This window comes from Rhizobium acidisoli, from assembly GCF_002531755.2.
In the GTDB taxonomy this organism is placed as follows: domain Bacteria; phylum Pseudomonadota; class Alphaproteobacteria; order Rhizobiales; family Rhizobiaceae; genus Rhizobium; species Rhizobium acidisoli.
Map to the genome: position 1 here is coordinate 4,274,186 of NZ_CP034998.1, position 15,539 is coordinate 4,289,724.

General features: G+C 60.6%; 14 protein-coding genes and 1 tRNA gene. 9 read left to right on the plus strand and 6 right to left on the minus strand.

The window, feature by feature from the left end:
- Window positions 1-34 precede the first annotated feature (34 nt).
- Window positions 35-1,594 (plus strand): hypothetical protein, encoded by a 1,560-nt coding sequence (locus CO657_RS20765; protein WP_054182223.1) that lies wholly within the window; start codon window positions 35-37, stop codon window positions 1,592-1,594.
- 69 nt (window positions 1,595-1,663) lie between these two features.
- Here the strand turns inward: CO657_RS20765 and rpsA are convergent, their stop codons facing one another.
- Window positions 1,664-3,367 (minus strand): 30S ribosomal protein S1, encoded by a 1,704-nt coding sequence (gene rpsA, locus CO657_RS20770; RefSeq protein ID WP_003571265.1) that lies wholly within the window; start codon window positions 3,365-3,367, stop codon window positions 1,664-1,666.
- A 177-nt stretch (window positions 3,368-3,544) separates the two neighbouring features.
- On the minus strand, window positions 3,545-4,192 hold the full coding sequence (cmk, locus tag CO657_RS20775) for a (d)CMP kinase (protein ID WP_054182222.1): 648 nt from the start codon (window positions 4,190-4,192) through the stop codon (window positions 3,545-3,547).
- Window positions 4,193-4,519: 327 nt separating this feature from the next.
- On the opposite strand from cmk, the gene CO657_RS20785 reads away from it, so the two are divergent.
- Together CO657_RS20785 and CO657_RS20790 are read left to right on the plus strand one after the other, a co-directional pair.
- Window positions 4,520-4,903, plus strand: a complete 384-nt coding sequence (locus tag CO657_RS20785) for a TIGR02300 family protein (protein ID WP_003583384.1) — start codon at window positions 4,520-4,522, stop codon at window positions 4,901-4,903.
- Between the two features lie 150 nt (window positions 4,904-5,053).
- A tRNA-Ala gene (locus CO657_RS20790) sits at window positions 5,054-5,129 on the plus strand.
- A gap of 74 nt (window positions 5,130-5,203) precedes the next feature.
- Here the strand turns inward: CO657_RS20790 and CO657_RS20795 are convergent.
- The gene (locus CO657_RS20795) at window positions 5,204-6,994 is read right to left on the minus strand and encodes a hypothetical protein (protein ID WP_054182221.1); all 1,791 of its coding nucleotides are present in this window, start codon (window positions 6,992-6,994) and stop codon (window positions 5,204-5,206) included.
- Window positions 6,995-7,255: 261 nt separating this feature from the next.
- Between CO657_RS20795 and CO657_RS20800 the strand changes: the two genes are divergently transcribed.
- Both CO657_RS20800 and CO657_RS20805 read left to right on the plus strand, forming a co-directional pair.
- Entirely contained in the window at window positions 7,256-7,723 is a 468-nt protein-coding gene (locus tag CO657_RS20800; RefSeq protein ID WP_003589388.1) for a hypothetical protein, read from the plus strand.
- Window positions 7,724-7,745: 22 nt separating this feature from the next.
- Complete coding sequence (locus tag CO657_RS20805) at window positions 7,746-8,231, plus strand: CYTH domain-containing protein (RefSeq protein WP_054182220.1); 486 nt, start codon at window positions 7,746-7,748, stop codon at window positions 8,229-8,231.
- Between the two features lie 38 nt (window positions 8,232-8,269).
- Here CO657_RS20805 and CO657_RS20810 read toward each other — a convergent pair whose 3' ends face one another.
- Genes CO657_RS20810 through CO657_RS20820 form a run of 3 tightly spaced genes read right to left on the minus strand, consistent with a single transcriptional unit; the run spans window position 8,270 to window position 10,977 of the window.
- Entirely contained in the window at window positions 8,270-9,208 is a 939-nt protein-coding gene (locus CO657_RS20810) for a DUF2950 family protein (protein ID WP_054182219.1), read from the minus strand.
- Window positions 9,209-9,237: 29 nt separating this feature from the next.
- The gene (locus tag CO657_RS20815) at window positions 9,238-10,623 is read right to left on the minus strand and encodes a DUF3300 domain-containing protein (RefSeq protein WP_054182218.1); all 1,386 of its coding nucleotides are present in this window, start codon (window positions 10,621-10,623) and stop codon (window positions 9,238-9,240) included.
- A 42-nt stretch (window positions 10,624-10,665) separates the two neighbouring features.
- Window positions 10,666-10,977 (minus strand): hypothetical protein, encoded by a 312-nt coding sequence (locus tag CO657_RS20820; RefSeq protein WP_054182217.1) that lies wholly within the window; start codon window positions 10,975-10,977, stop codon window positions 10,666-10,668.
- A gap of 321 nt (window positions 10,978-11,298) precedes the next feature.
- Between CO657_RS20820 and CO657_RS20825 the strand changes: the two genes are divergently transcribed.
- The 4 genes from CO657_RS20825 to ppk2 all read left to right on the plus strand — a co-directional run bounded on the left by CO657_RS20825 (window position 11,299) and on the right by ppk2 (window position 15,529).
- Window positions 11,299-11,640, plus strand: a complete 342-nt coding sequence (locus CO657_RS20825) for a DUF3302 domain-containing protein (protein ID WP_003589382.1) — start codon at window positions 11,299-11,301, stop codon at window positions 11,638-11,640.
- On the plus strand, window positions 11,640-12,797 hold the full coding sequence (locus CO657_RS20830) for an HlyD family secretion protein (protein ID WP_054182216.1): 1,158 nt from the start codon (window positions 11,640-11,642) through the stop codon (window positions 12,795-12,797). The genes CO657_RS20825 and CO657_RS20830 overlap by 1 nt, the downstream gene beginning before the upstream one ends.
- 111 nt (window positions 12,798-12,908) lie before the next feature.
- Complete coding sequence (locus tag CO657_RS20835; RefSeq protein ID WP_245292947.1) at window positions 12,909-14,600, plus strand: SulP family inorganic anion transporter; 1,692 nt, start codon at window positions 12,909-12,911, stop codon at window positions 14,598-14,600.
- 83 nt (window positions 14,601-14,683) lie between these two features.
- Window positions 14,684-15,529, plus strand: a complete 846-nt coding sequence (gene ppk2 / locus CO657_RS20840) for a polyphosphate kinase 2 (RefSeq protein WP_003589379.1) — start codon at window positions 14,684-14,686, stop codon at window positions 15,527-15,529.
- Window positions 15,530-15,539 lie beyond the last annotated feature (10 nt).

The following is a 15,539-nucleotide window of genomic DNA, read 5'->3' on the forward strand; positions in this document are numbered from 1 at the left end:
TGCTTTCATCGTCACTTTACGAAAGGAGCATGCCATGTTGACTCCCGTTCGTGCAGCGTCCAATGCAAGCTTTTCGTCTCAAGGCCAGACTGCGGCGATCGTCGCCGGCGGCCTCGGCCGTTCTGTGATTGCGCCCGCGCCCGTCAACGCCGTCGAAGCCGCCGACCTGAATTCCGCCATTGCCGGCAAGCTCAGTATCCTGCTCCTTGCCGCACGCGAGCGCATGATCGAAGCCCTCTTCGATGCCATTGATGCTGCCGGGCGCGCGATCTCGCTGGATCGCGGCGAGGACGAAACCAATCTTGCCTTTGCCTCCCGGCTTGCCGATGCCATCCAGCGGCTGCCGGCCGCCAAGATCGACGAGGTCGAGCGCCAACTGACGGAGCAAGGCCACAGCCTGCCGCTTCGGATGATCGCCGCAGCCCTGAAGAACCCTGCAGGCCCGGAAGCGGCCCGCATCGTCGCCTATCTGGAAATCGTCCGTTACAAGGATCGCGATCTCGCCGCCCGCGCCGTCGTGCGCTCCTATGGCCAAAACGACGCTTCGCCGATGCGCGCCGAAGCCCGGCCGGAGATCCAGCTGCATGAGGATCATGCGCCAGCCGCCATGCGCCAGCCGCCAGACAAGCTGTCGGCGCCGGCCGGTGCGCTGATCGAGGCCGCGGCGCTCGCGGCCGCCGAAGAAGCGGTGATCGTCGAGGCCGTTGAGGTAGCCGATCCGGAAACGCCGCGGCATGAAAACCGGGCTCAGTCCATATCGGCAGCTGCAAGCGAGGTCGTCGCGGAAGAATCTGAGCCGCAAGAGATCGACGCGGCGCCAGCCTTGCCGGCCGAAGCCGCAGCGGCCGAGGAGGCGCAGGAAACGCCGGAGGCGTCTGCTCTCCAGCCTCGCACTGTGTCGGAAAAGGGCGATCCCGTCATTCCGAGGAACTGGACAGGAATTGCCGCTTCGATGACCGAAGAGGTTTCCGAGATGATCGTCACCATCATCCGCGAGCAGGATGTCGAAGCCGTGCTGGAGGATGGTGCCGTCGAAGCGGCCGTGGAGATCGATACGATCCTCGACGATGCCGTCATCAGCGATGCGGCCGAAACCTTGACGAGGCAGCCGGCTGAGATCGCAGCAGCCGATGCGCGCCCCTCCGCGGCGCTGCACCCATCGCCGATGGAACCGGAGATCGTGGCTACGGCTGCCCGCCAGCCGAAAGAGACCGATGCGCCACTGCCCACGATGCCGCTTCCCGAGACGGCCGAGCCTGCCTATGTGCCGCTTGCGGCAAGGATGCCGGAGGGACTTGCTTATACGCAGCTGCCTTATCAGTTCGCCAAGGATGTCCCGGCGGACGGGAAGGCGGATGAAACCAGCCACCAGCATCAGCACCACCATGAGGGCGGGTCGCCAGATCAGCAGCAGGAAGATCAGCAGCAGGCGCAGTCCGGCAGCGGGGATGCCGCGGCCGATGGCGAAGCAGCCAATGCGGCGCCTGAGCGCCGGACGCCGAGGATGATCGATTCCGAGCCGACGCCATATCAGTCAGGCGCGGCCGCCGACCCGGTTTATGCGCTCTATCAGCGCATGGTCGGCTGGGAATAAATGCCCTGAAAATGAAGAACCCGCCGGATCGCTCCGGCGGGTTCTTCAATTCAAAGGCGGATGCGAGGCTTATTCGCCGCCGCGGTTCTTCAGGGCTGCGCCCAGGATATCGCCGAGCGAAGCGCCCGAGTCGGACGAACCGAACTGAGCAACGGCTTCCTTCTCTTCCGCAATCTCCAGAGCCTTGATGGACAGCATGATCTTGCGGTCCTTCTTGGAGAAGTTGGTGACGCGGGCGTCGAAGACCTGGCCGACCGAGAAGCGCTCGGGGCGCTGTTCGTCGCGGTCGCGGGCGAGGTCGGCGCGGCGGATGAAGGAAGTGATGTCCTCGTGGTTGACGAGCTTCACTTCGACGCCGCCGTCGTTGACCGCGATGACTTCGCAGGAAACGACTGCATTCTTGCGCAGGTCGCCCGATGCAGCGGCGTCGCCGACCGCATCCTTGCCGAGCTGCTTGATGCCGAGCGAGATGCGTTCCTTCTCGACATCGACGTCGAGAACGACGGCCTTGACGACGTCACCCTTGTTGAACTCCTCGATGACCTGTTCGCCCGGACGGTTCCAGTCGAGGTCGGAGAGGTGCACCATGCCGTCGACATCGCCGTCGAGGCCGATGAACAGGCCGAATTCGGTCTTGTTCTTGACTTCGCCTTCGACTTCAGTGCCGGCCGGATGGCTGCGGGCGAATGCTGCCCACGGGTTTTCCAGCGTCTGCTTGAGGCCGAGCGAGATACGGCGCTTGGACGGATCGACTTCGAGAACGACGACTTCGACTTCCTGGCTCGTGGACAGGATCTTGCCGGGGTGTACGTTCTTCTTGGTCCAGGACATTTCCGAAATGTGGATCAGGCCTTCGATGCCCGGCTCCAGCTCGACGAATGCACCGTAGTCGGTGATATTCGTGACGGTACCGGAAATCTTCTTGCCTTCCGGATACTTGGCCTGGATGCCATCCCAAGGATCGCTCTCGAGCTGCTTCATGCCGAGCGAGATGCGGTGGGTTTCCTGGTTGATGCGGATGATCTGAACCTTGACCTGCTGGCCGATGTTCAGGATTTCCGACGGATGGTTCACACGGCGCCATGCCATGTCGGTGACGTGCAGCAGGCCGTCGATGCCGCCGAGGTCAACGAACGCACCGTAATCGGTGATGTTCTTGACGACGCCGTCAACAACCTGGCCTTCTTCGAGGTTCTGAACGATTTCAGAACGCTGCTCGGCACGGGATTCTTCCAGAACCGTACGGCGCGAAACCACGATGTTGCCGCGGCGCTTGTCCATCTTGAGGATTTCGAAGGGCTGCGGGTTATGCATCAGCGGCGTGACGTCGCGGATCGGGCGGATATCGACCTGCGAACGCGGCAGGAAGGCGATCGCACCGTCGAGGTCGACCGTAAAGCCGCCCTTGACCTGGTTGAAGATCACGCCTTCGACGCGCTCGCCGGCTTCGAACTTGGCTTCGAGCTTGACCCAGCTCTCTTCGCGGCGAGCCTTCTCGCGCGACAGAACGGCTTCGCCGAGCGCGTTTTCGATGCGCTCAACGTAAACTTCGACTTCATCGCCAACCTTGAGCTGGCCATCCTTGGCGCGGGCGCCGAATTCCTTGAGCGCGATGCGGCCTTCGACCTTCAGGCCGACGTCGACAACGGCGACATCCTTTTCGATGCCCGTGACGATGCCCTTGGTGACATAGCCTTCGGCCAGATCGTTCTTGGCAAAGGACTCTTCGAGAAGGGCCGCGAAATCCTCGCGAGAGGGAGTAGCTACTGACATAAAATCTCCTGCGTGTCCTGAATAGCGGAGCGGACACGTATGCGCCGGTTGGTTTGCGTTGAACGGGCCTGAACCCAGTCCGCCCTCTTTCACGAAGGCAATCCGGCGCTTGGACGGAATTTCAGGCTGCTGTATTAAAAGCGATCCATGCGTCTGAGCATGCAAAATCGCTTGAATTTAGGCATTTCGGCTCAAGACCGCATCGATGATCGATTGAGCGGCTTGAAACGCGGCCTCTATACTCATTTCCGACGTATCAAGCAAGTGCGCATCATCAGCTGGTTTCAAAGGGCTGTCGGCCCGTCCCATGTCGCGTTCGTCGCGCCGCTTGACGTCCTCGAAAATCGCATCGAAATCCGCCGTCGCCCCCTTGCCGAGGATCTCGTCGTAACGGCGTCTGGCGCGGACCTCCGGCGTCGCCGTCACATAGAGTTTGACCGGTGCATCCGGGCAGACGACGGTGCCGATATCGCGCCCGTCGAGCACGGTTCCCGGCGCCTTCGTCGCAAATCGCCGCTGCGCTTCGACCAGAGCCCGGCGCACCGCCGGCATAACCGCTATTTTCGAGGCCGCTTCGCCGATCTCATGTTTGGAAAGTATATCGCGATCCAATCCGGCGAGTTCAACCTCCTGCGCGATCTTTTCCGCCACCGCCTCATCGTCAAGCGGCAGGCCGGCGTCGAGCAGCGCCTTGGCCGTGGCACGATAGGTCAGGCCGGTGTCGAGATGATGGAAGCCGTATTGCTCGGCGATGCGGCGCGAAAGCGTGCCCTTGCCGGCCGCAGCCGGGCCATCGATGGCGATAATGAAAGACTTGCTGGTCATGCGATCAATCCTGGGCAGCGGGCTCAAAGGCCCCGGCGCGAAGGCCTGCGTGGCGTAATCCTTTGTAAAGGCACAGCATTTTCTTCGCAAGGCCGTCCTTTCCCGCGACGGTCTTCGCTCGGTTCTGCGGCTGCCGCGGCTCGTTACCATAAACCCGCCGGTCGGTCATCCGCCGGCGCCGGAAATACCTTGCACTCCGATCATAAAGTTTGGCTTTGACATGGGGAGCCACAGCGATTAAGGGGACCGGCTTATAAATTCCGATGGAACGCCGGCTTGAACGGCATTTGCCGAATCTTGCATTCGGCCATTCTCACGAGGCTTATAGTGGCGAAAGCGGAACTTGGAACCAAGCGTACCGATCCGGAAACCGGCAAGAAGTTTTATGATCTGAACCGGGATCCGATCGTTTCTCCTTATACTGGCAAGTCCTACCCCCTGTCGTTCTTCGAAGAAACCTCGGCGATCGCCGACGTTGCCGAGGAAGACGAGGTTGCGGAAGTCGATACCGAAAACACCGAAGTCGAACTGGTTTCGCTTGAGGATGCCGATGACGCCGCCTCCGGCGACGACATCCCCGATATGGGCGACGACGATGTCGAAATCGAAGGCGATGATGACGACGATACCTTCCTCACACCCGACGAGGACGATGACGATGACGACATGAGCGACATCATCGGCGTGACCGGCGACGAAGACGAAGTTTGACGACTGCATTTCGGCCCGGTGAGGAAAAAATTCTCCGGGCCGAATTTTTTAGGCTTGCTATCTCCGAAAACCGGAAGTAATAAGCCGCCACTCCGCAGGGCACGCCCTGCGAAGCATCCCAGGACCGGCGCTCAGCCGGACCACCTTGATGGGGCTATAGCTCAGCTGGGAGAGCGCTTGCATGGCATGCAAGAGGTCAGCGGTTCGATCCCGCTTAGCTCCACCACGCTTCGCCCTTACGGGCTTTGCGTGGCGCAGCCGCGAGAAACCATTAGGCCAAAGCAGTGCCCGGCCGCCAACTCAATCCTTCGGCGCCTCACCATCTTGCACCGACAAACCGGCAGCCTCTATTCCCGCAAGAAACCGCCGCTGATCCTCGGTCCGCGCCAGCCGCCTCGTGACTTCCTGCCTGATGTGCGGGATCAACGCGGGTGACTCGCGCCGGATCCATTCAAGCTGTTCTTTTGCCTCCTGCTTTTTTCCAAGCGCGCCGAGAATGGAGAGCAATACGAGGCGATGCATCGGATTGTAGTTGAGATCCGACATGCGCGACCAGAGTTCCGCTGCCTGTGTATCGCCCCGCATGAAGGCGCAGAGCGCCATTCCGACCTCGTAATATCCGCGTGGCCCCGCATTCTTGCCGACCGCTTCTGAAATCAGCGTGCAGCCTCTGTCCCATTCCCCCGACATCGACAGCCGCAGGCCGTATTCACCGGCCACTTCGGTATCGTTCGGGTTGCTGGCATAGGCGCCAGCGCCGGCGCTGAGGGCCGCAGCCGGATCATTGTCGAAAAAATTGGCAAGCATCAGCGCCTGAAGAGCGCGTGCATTCTTCGGGTCGAGCCGCACCGCATGCTCGGCAAGTTGCTTTGCCAGGCCAAGCGTCGCGGCCGTCGATTTCGTGTGAAGTTGGTATGAAAAGCGGAACTCGTCGAGATGGATCAACGAAAGTAGGGCCACGACATTGGAATCGGCCGGCATCTTCTCCACGGCCCGTTGCAGGCAGGATTTCGCCACCTCATGAGCCTGCACGGTCATTTCGCTGCGGTAGCTGTAGTAGGAGAGAATGCATGAAAAGGCGTCCGTGCGTCCGGCGATGGTCGCGGTATCGGTTTGGAACATGACGCCGAACGGGCGCGCGACCGCAGTCGCGATATCCCCGGCAAGGCTCGCTTGCGTTTTCGGGATGCCTTGCACCGTCATATCGGCGTCGTAATTGCTTGCCCAGATGACAGCCGCATCCGCCCGCCGCACGAGCCTTGCCGTCGAGCGCAGCATGCTGCCTTCGAGCCGCACACTTCCTTGCAGCGCATAGAGCGACTCTGCCGAAACTTGGCCGGATTTATTCCGCGGCATGGCGGTGACGACAACGATGTCATTGAAGCGCACCAGCTTCTCGATGATGTCGTCGGTCATGCCGCGAGAAATATCGGAGGCAAGGTTCCCACCGGAGCCGCTTTCAAAACGCTCGACGATAATGGTGGGGCGGTTATTGGCGCTCTGTCCCGCCTCGCGCTCCGCACTCGGCGATTCGACCTGCCGAAGCAGAGCTGCTGCTGAGGCGAGGATAATCACCGCCCCTGCCGCAAGCAGCCAATATCGAGGCGAAAGGCGCCAGCCCCCGGTGTTCCGGCTGGTCGCATCCGTTCCCGCATGGATCTGTCCGTGATCGGCGCCTGACACGCCCGGCCGTTCGGGCTGCCCGAGCGGCAGGATATCAGCGGGTTCAGCGCCGCCGATGACATCGAAGACCGGCGCGTAGCCGCCCTTCGGGATGGTGATGATGATCCGGTCGGTGCCGCCGGCTGTGAGGTAATAGTGTTCGAGTTCCCGTCTCAGCCGGCCGGCTTCGATACGAACGCAGGGATCCTGCTGGGCATCAAAGTTCGCGTCCCGGCCAAAAACGGCCTGTGCGATGGTAAAGGCCTTCAGATAGTCGCGACGGCCCGCCAGCGTTTCCGTGACCACGAATTCGAGGAACTTCCTCGTTCGTTCGGGCAGGCGGAACTCGCGGCTGGAAAGAATGCGCTCAAGCTGCTGCTCTACCTCCTCCTGCGAGGCGGCGATCCTATTTATGCCTGCACTCGTCATCGGTTCCCCCAGACGCCGATTGCGAACAACCTGCAGCACGCTGTCTTAAACGATAGTCTCGCCGCCGCGTAACGGCAATGGCGACCGGCCGAATACCCTAACCAACGCTAAACGAATCCGATGATTAGCCAAGGATGGACGTAGTCACGGCTTACGAAATGCCAGCGTAGGATACCGTATTCTACCGGCGCCGTCATGTATCTTACTGCCTTAGTCTCCAAGCTCGCCCTATCATCGCCGTGTATTCTGGAGGAGGCTGCGATGACATCACCTGAGACCTCTACACCCCATCCCATGACAAGCGCGGAGGAACTGCGCAAACGTGCTCTGGAGCTTCAGCTCGTCGAGATGGAGCGCAGCGAAAGGATCAAGGCGCGTGAAGCGAAGAAACACGCGGAATTCGTCGAGGATTTTTTCCGCAAGCAGATTGGCGAAACGGAACGCGCCACCATCAAGCGGCTGGTCATGAAAGCGGCCGCAGACGGCAAATACGAAGCACTGATCTATAGTTTTCCATCGACGTTCTGCTCCGACAGCGGCCGAGCCATCAACAACAACCTGTCCGGATGGCAGAAGACGCTGCAGGGAAAGGCAAAGGAACTCCTGGAACTCTTCGAGGAGGTCGCCAGGCCGCAGGGTTATGGGCTGAAGGCCATGATCATCAACTTCCCCGATGGCATGCCCGGAGACGTCGGCTTCTTCCTCACTTGGGAGCCGCCTGTCGAGTGACCAGCACGTAGGGGCGATCAACGTGAAAGCGATCGAGATCGAGCGCAAGTTTCTTGTGCGCAACGATAGCTGGCGCGATTGCGCCGGCATTCCGCATGTCCTGCAGCAGGCTTATCTGTCTCGCGATGAGAACTCGGTCCGTGTTCGTCTGATTGACGGCCGTTCTGCTTGCTTGACGATCAAATTCCGCACGGCAGGGCTCGCCAAAGACGAATATGAATACGAGATTCCTGTCGAGGAGGCACGGGACCTGCTTCGCCATGCGACCGGCCATGTCATTGAGAAAACGCGCTACCGGGTCCTGCACGAGGGCAGAAACTGGGATGTGGACGTTTTTGCCGGCGCCTATGAGGGATTGACGCTCGCCGAGATCGAAATGGCTGGCGAAGACGATCTGCCGGCCCTGCCGCAATGGCTTGGGCGGGAAGTCACGGGTAACAAGCGCTATTCCAATCGCGCTATGGCTGAGGCCTCACGTCAGCCGCCTCTGGGTGCATGCGGTGGCTGATGACGGCGCCCGTCTGAAGAGGCGCGCGCTGTAAGACCCTATTCGCTGACGATGGTCCAATTGGCGTCCGGGTTAAAATCCTTAATCGCGGCGGCGCGCTGTTCCGTTTGGGCCCCGAGATCGCGTTGATAGATGACGCTCATGCCGTTGACGACGAAAGTCTGCACGCCGGTCACCCGATAGGTGACCGGCCAGGCGATGAGCGCAAAACCGCCGGTCATATAACCATTGACGAGGTAGCTTTGTTTGCCGCCGAGCACATTGTCGCCCTGGGCGGTCAGGATGCGATAGCGATAACCGAAATAACCTTCCCCGCGTTTGGCGGCGCCGAAGGCGGCCGTCTCGACCAGGGCGCTTGCCGGGCTTTCCTCCGCAGAGAGGCTCGGATCCCAGTAAAGGCCGTCCAGCTTGCCCGGACTGCTGATCAATTTTTTGGCGAACTCGTAAATACCGTCAGCGTCGCGATCGTCGGAGGCATATTGATACTGCGCCGCCACATATTCGTGCATCGTGTCGATCGTCGCGAGTTCGTTTTCACCGATGCGCCGATTGACGATCTCCTCAAGGCCGCGCCGCGTGTCGAAGGACCATTTCCCGTCCTTGTCCTCGGTCAGCGGAAACGGCAGGGGCCAGAGCCGATCGCCGATCGCAACGACTTTGGCACCGTTTGCGTCTTTCAGGATCATCTGTCGCTCGGCGCCCTCTCGGATCAATCCATAAGCGATCATCGCCTCGTTGCTCGCCCGCAGCCTGTCTGCGTTCAGACCGAGCAGATCCGCAAGATCGCCGATATTGTTGGAACCGAGCACCGATTTCAGCCGGTCGAGGGCGAGAGTCGGGCTGTCGAATTTCGGCGAAGCTTTTGCCGCCTTGTATTCGCCGAGATCTGTCTGCGCCTGCGAAAGCGCCGGTGTCGCCGGCATCGTAGAAAGCGCTGTCGCAAGCATGAGCGGGATTACGATCGATTGACGTCTCATGATGTAACTCCATGGGCTCGTAAAGGGTGTTATCTCCGTCCCCTGCCGCCGCCACCGCCACCGCGGCCGCCACCGCCGCGAGACGGCATCGGGCGCGAATGCTGAACGGGACGGGCTGCCGGGCGGTGAGCGCCCATGCTTTGCGCGCCTCGTTTCGAAGCGACGGTCTGCTGGCGGCCGGACTGGACATTGCCGAGTGCGCTCGACTGGCGCCCGCGATTGTCGGGCATCGCAGCCATCTGCGGTTTGCTGGGTTTCTTGACGGATTTCTGCGCGGGTTTAGCCGACGGGCGATTGGCCGATTGATTGGGACGGTTCTCCGGCCGCGACGCGTTCTGGCGATTGGCCGCCGTCGGCCTGTCCGCCTGCGGTTTGGCCTTCAGCCCTTGCGCGGTGTTTTTTCGGATATCTTCCGCGCGAGCGGCAGTCCCGCGATTGCCCGGCCTCTGGCCTGCCTGCATATCTGCTGCCTTGTTGCGCAGCTGATTGCGATTGTCGGTCTGAAGTCCTGACTTGATCGCCGATCGGTCCAGCTTGGCAAGCTGATCCTTGCCGATGCTCAGCTTGCTGCGGTCGACATTCGCCCAGTCGACATCGTTCCACTTCATTTTTCCGTTGAAGTCGCGATTGTTCAGGCAGTTGTTGCAATCGATGTCGATATCACCACCGCCCCAGCGACCGCCCCACACCCCCCAGTCGTCCCAATTAACGACGGCCGCCCAGGCGAGCCCAGTGACCGCGGCGGCAAAAAAAGTGGCTCCGGGATAGTAATAATTGTCGTACGGCTCCGGATAGTAAGAGATCGGCTCAGAAGCATAGCCGGGCTCGTAAAGCATCTCCGGCGCATATTGCGGGATATAGATTTTTTCCGGATCGGTCGGACGGATAATGACATTGTCGTTTTCGGTGACGACCGTCACCTTGTCATCCGTCTTGATGATGTTCTTTGCCACCGCCTCGTCGCGAAGCTGCTGAATGGCGATCAGCACGTCCTTCTGTTGATTGGCGAGCGCATCGGCGAGCGATTGAGTCCAATCGAGATCCTCGCTCATCATCTTGATAATGTCGGGGTAGTTGAGAAGCGAAACGACGCTGCCGTCCCAATCGCTTTTGGGCTTGAGGTCGGCACTTTTCTTTTTCGCGTCCAGAAAACGCTGCGCTTCGATGATCTGCAGGGGAAAGAGCGAAGCGGCCGAAATTGCCGCGACCAGTTCGTCCGGATAGAGCGCGATCCGCGCCACGAGCACCTCGAGCTCATCCTCTGAAAGAAGGGCGGCCGCGGGCTGTTCGGCGCCGGCCTGGGTGGGCGCCGCAGCCGGCGCGGGGGTCTGTCCTCGTGCGGGGAAGGCCGGCTGCAGCACCATGATCGCCAGAGCCGATAATCCACCAAGCAGTTTGCGGGAAATTGCTTTCATCGCACATGCACCTCCCTTGAATCGGTTGAAGGACGGACGCGTTTACTTTTTTCGGCCGGTGACAGGTAACCGCCGGAGCATCACGATTTTCGATTGTGAAATCGCCTCCCTCATCTCTTTCAACAGGGCGTCGACCAGGCCTGCATATTCGAGCCGCCGCGCCTCCTTCAACGTGTCGGGTAACTGTTCGGCATGCGCCAAAGCCTGCGCCGCGGCAGCCAGATCCTCGCACATGCTGTGAAAGGCCTCATTGACGTAGAAAAGCCGCTGCACCAGCCTCGCCTGGTCGGGAAAATAAGTCTCTGCCGTTTCAAGGGCGGACAAATATGTCGAACCACTTTCTCCCGACGCCATCTCCGCCCCCGCCGACGAACTGCGCTAAGCAGTGCGGAAACTATATAACAGCCGGACCGTCAGGAGACGTAAAATACGCGAACCTACGGTCGCCGGCTCCTGACTGCCGCATCCCCGTCGCCATTCGAGAGGACGAATGGGGATCGTCGGCCGATCGCGCATCTTTCCTTCCTGGGCAGGCAATCTCGCCAGCCGGATCGGCTGCGAAAGTCTCGATAGAGATTACGCGATGCTACGGGTCTTTGCGCCGAAACGTGCTTATTATCCGGTTGTCGCTTGCGATCAGATTGGCTCGGGCAGACCAAGCCAGAAGGGGGATCCGTGTTTCTCGACTATTTTGCCTTGGGCGTCTTGGTCTTCGTCGTGATCACGCTTTTCTATGCCGTGATTGCCATTCACGACATTCCCCACCTGATGGCCAAGGCACGAAATCATCCCCATCAAGACGCCATCCATGTTGCCGGATGGGTCAGCCTCTTCACGCTCCACGTGATCTGGCCGTTTCTGTTCATTTGGGCAACGCTTTACCGCGAAGACAGGGGCTGGGGCATCCGGCAGGACGGAAAATTATCGGCGGAAGTTGAGGCGAATGCGGAAATCGCCCGTCTCCATGCAAGAATCGCCGAACTCGAAGCAAAGACGCCGGAGAAGGAGAACGCCTGATGGATCTGCTCCTGATACTCACCTACGCCGCGATCTGTTGGGCAATCTTCAAAATATTCAGGATCCCGGTAAACCAGTGGACGCTCGCAACCGCCGTCCTTGGAGGGATCTTCCTTCTGTCCACCCTCCTGCTCCTGATGAGCTACAACCATCCCTATTCGAGCGATGGCCGCATCTATTTCACCTCGGCGCCCGTTATTCCCGTCGTCGGAGGCCAGGTGGTCGAGGTGCCGGTGACACCGAATGCGCCTCTCAAAAAGGGCGATATCCTCTTTCGCATCGATCCGCGGCCCTATCAGTTTACCGTCGATCAAAAGAAAGCGGCGCTCGCCGAGGCTGAGCAGTCCGTCCTGCAGTTGAAAGCCGCCATGGATGCCGCCGAATCAGGGGTCACGGGCGCCGAGGCCACGAGGGACAGGTCACAGCAGGCCTTCGAAAAGTTCCAGCAGACGAACGAGAATGCGAAGTCGAGCGGCAAGGGTGCGGCCTTTTCCGAACTCGAGGTCGAAAACCGACGCGGCATCTACCTGACATCGGAGGCTGCGGTCGCCACGGCCCGCGCGCAAGCGGTGCAGGCAAAGCTTGCCTATGAGTCCGAGATCGACGGAACCAACCCGACAGTCGCAAGGCTGCAAGCGGAATTGCACAATGCCGAGTACGAACTCGACCAGACGGTTGTGCGGGCGCCGACCGATGGCTACGTCACGCAGGTCTTCCTGCGCCCTGGAATGATGGCCAACCCGCTACCCCTGCGGCCGGTCATGGTGTTCATCGACAGTCAGGACCGCATGCTGGCGGCAGCCTTCATCCAGAACTCGCTGCAGCGCGTCCGTGTCGGCGATGAGGCGGAGGTCTCTTTCAAAGCCGTGCCCGGCAAGATTTTCAAGGCGCGGGTTCAGGAGGTCATCGATGTGATGGCCCAGGGCCAACTGCAGCCGAGCGGTGCGCTGATCGATCCGCAATCGCCCGAGCGCGTCTCGCCGGGACAAACGCTGGCTCGGATCGAGTTGCTCGAAAGTACCGAGGAATATCAACTGCCCGGCGGCGTCGTCGCCGAGGTCGCGGTCTACACCCACCATTGGCACCATGTCGCTGTCCTTCGCAAGGTGCTGCTGCGCATGAGCAGCTGGATGAACTTCGTGTTCCTCGAACACTAAGGCCATGTCCGCAAACACCTTGCCTAGGCTTGCACCGCAAACACAAAGATTGAGCGGGCACGGGGGCCAACGGCATCAGATAGGGAGCCAGGGGTGATAGGAAGTCTTCCCATGTTGCGCGGCCTGGCCGGCTTCAACAGAGCCTGGCTCCGCAGTGACATTCCGGCCGGCCTGTCGATCGCCGCAGTCGGCTTGCCGAGCGCGATTGCCTATCCCGCCATCGCCGGCCTGCCGCCGGAGACCGGCATCTATGCCAGCATCGTCGCGCCGATCGCCTATGCGATCTTTGGTCCTTCCCGGCTTTTGGTCGTCGGGCCAGACGCTGCGACCATGACCGTGCTGGCGGCCGCCATGGGTGCCATCATCGCCGCCGAACCCGCGACGGCAAGTGTCGACAGGGTCGCCATTGCCTCGGCCCTTGCGCTTGGCGTCGGCGTCTTCTGCATCGCTGCGAAATTGCTGAGGCTCGGCGTCCTCGCGAGCTTTCTCTCCCGTCCCATCCTGGTGGGCTTCTTCGCCGGCGTGTCGCTCTCGATCCTTGTCGGGCAAATCGGCCGCTTCACGGGGGTGAAGATCCAATCGGATGGACTGATCCCGCCGCTTGTCGAAATGCTCGCCAAGAGCAGTCTGATCCACTGGCCTTCGCTCGTCCTTGGCCTGGTGATGTTCGCTTTGTTATGGATCGTCAAAGCCTTCCGGTTCAGAGTTCCAGGCCCCGTTCTGGTGGTTGTCCTCTCGGTCGTTCTTTCGGCGATCTTCGATTTCCAAGGCCGGGGCATTGCCGTTGTCGGCGATATCCCGAGCGGACTGCCGAGCCTGTCTCTGCCTGCCTTGCATCAGATGCCTCTCGATAAAATCGTGCTCGGTTCGGCCGCGATCTTTCTGGTCAGTTTCGGCGCCGGCATCGTCGCGGCAAGGAGCTTCGGGTCGCGAACCGGCGAGGAGGTCGACGCCAATCAGGAATTGGTCGGACTTGGCGCCGCCAACATCGCGCCCGCTCTGTTCGGCTCGTTTCCGGTCAGCGTCTCGGATTCCCGAACCGCGATAAACCTGTCGACGGGCGGCGTCTCCCAGGCGGCGGGACTGGTATCGGCCGCGACGCTGGTTGCCGCCCTTGTGTTCCTTCACAGCGCCCTGCGCATACTCCCCATCCCCGCACTCGCCGCAATCCTCGCAACGGCGGCGATCAGCCTCATCGATATTCACGAATTGAAAAAGATCTGGCGCATCAGCCGCATGGAGTTCATTTTCGCGCTGATCGCCATGTGGGGCGCAATCAGCTTCGGTGTTCTCAACGGCGTCATCGTCGCGGTTGCGGCAACCCTCGTCTACCTCTTGCGGCAGACGATGTTTCCCCGCGACGGTCTGCTTGGCCGCATCGAGGGACGGCACGGCTTTTTCGATCTTGCCCGCTTTCCGGAAGCGCGCCCCGTCGAGGGTGCTGCCGTCTTCGCCATTCAAGGCAGCATTCTGTTTTACAACGCCGATTACGTGCGCACGCGGCTGACCTCGGTGGCCAAGGCACTTCCCGCCGAGACCAGATGCCTCGTGCTCGATGCCGGCGCCGTCACCCATATCGACAGCACCGGCGCAGCCGCACTCGACGCCGTGGCCGAGATCCTGGCAAAGCGGAATATCGTCTTCGCCATGGCCGATCTCAGCGAAGAAAGCCGCGGCATCCTCGAGCGTGCCGGGGTCATCGAGGCGATCGGCGCCCACAATCTCTTCAATGGCAGGGAAGAAGCACTGAGAGCGCTGATCGGCACTGTCGGCGAGGCCGGCAGTGCCGCGTCGGCGGGCTAGAGCAATTCTGGCAAAGCTGCGCAGCGGTTTGCGTCCGCAATTGTGTGAAAACAAAGAGGTTTCGCTAAAAGGAGGGAGAGAAAATGGACGAGAATTACGAACCCAGCCGGACGGATGGAGAGGCAGGCCGCGTCGGAAAGGATAAGAAGAAGAAAAAGAAATCATGGGATTATGACAAGGAAATCGGGCGGCTGCAGGTGGAACTGGCCCATTTGCAAGCCTGGATCAAGAAATCCGGTGCGAGGATCGTCATCGTCTTCGAGGGGCGGGATGCCGCCGGCAAAGGCGGCATGATCAAGCGTATCACCGAAAGGGTCAGTCCGCGGGTCTTTCGCATCGTCGCATTGCCGGCGCCGACCGATCGGGAAAAATCCCAGATCTACATGCAGCGCTATATCGCGCATATGCCGGCGGCCGGCGAAGTCGTCATATTCGACCGCAGCTGGTACAACCGCGCCGGCGTCGATCGCGTCATGGGATTTTGCAGCGACAAGAAGGCGCAGCGCTTTCTTGAATTGGCGCCCCGATTCGAGGCGGCGATCGTCGAAAGTGGTGTCGTTCTGCTGAAATACTTCCTGACGGTCAGCGAGGATGAGCAGGAACGGCGTTTCAGACGCCGGATCGACGACCCGCTGCGACAGTGGAAACTCAGCCCCATGGATGTCGAATCCTATCAGCGCTGGTGGGACTACACGCGTGTTTATGACGAGATGCTGCGAATGACCGACAGCAATCACGCGCCGTGGTGGGTGGTGCCCTCGGATGACAAGAAACGTGCCCGGGTCAACTGCATCTCGCACATCCTGCAATCCATTCCCTATGAACGGGTGAAGTTTGAGGCGCCCGATCTCGGCAAACGTCAGAAGCGGCCGGCGGATTTCGTGGAGGACCTCAGCGTCCGCCATGTTGTGCCCGACGCGACGTCATAATACGGCTTTA

Coding starts and splice junctions, on each gene's coding strand:
- CO657_RS20765 (WP_054182223.1), top strand. CDS start 35: ATGTTGACTCCCGTTCGTGCAGCGTCCAATGCAAGCTTTTCGTCTCAA.
- CO657_RS20820 (WP_054182217.1), bottom strand. CDS start 10,977: ATGGCGTCGGGAGAAAGTGGTTCGACATATTTGTCCGCCCTTGAAACG.
- CO657_RS20830 (WP_054182216.1), top strand. CDS start 11,640: ATGGATCTGCTCCTGATACTCACCTACGCCGCGATCTGTTGGGCAATC.
- cmk (WP_054182222.1), bottom strand. CDS start 4,192: ATGACCAGCAAGTCTTTCATTATCGCCATCGATGGCCCGGCTGCGGCC.
- rpsA (WP_003571265.1), bottom strand. CDS start 3,367: ATGTCAGTAGCTACTCCCTCTCGCGAGGATTTCGCGGCCCTTCTCGAA.
- CO657_RS20800 (WP_003589388.1), top strand. CDS start 7,256: ATGACATCACCTGAGACCTCTACACCCCATCCCATGACAAGCGCGGAG.
- CO657_RS20815 (WP_054182218.1), bottom strand. CDS start 10,623: ATGAAAGCAATTTCCCGCAAACTGCTTGGTGGATTATCGGCTCTGGCG.
- CO657_RS20795 (WP_054182221.1), bottom strand. CDS start 6,994: ATGACGAGTGCAGGCATAAATAGGATCGCCGCCTCGCAGGAGGAGGTA.
- CO657_RS20835 (WP_245292947.1), top strand. CDS start 12,909: ATGTTGCGCGGCCTGGCCGGCTTCAACAGAGCCTGGCTCCGCAGTGAC.
- ppk2 (WP_003589379.1), top strand. CDS start 14,684: ATGGACGAGAATTACGAACCCAGCCGGACGGATGGAGAGGCAGGCCGC.
- CO657_RS20810 (WP_054182219.1), bottom strand. CDS start 9,208: ATGAGACGTCAATCGATCGTAATCCCGCTCATGCTTGCGACAGCGCTT.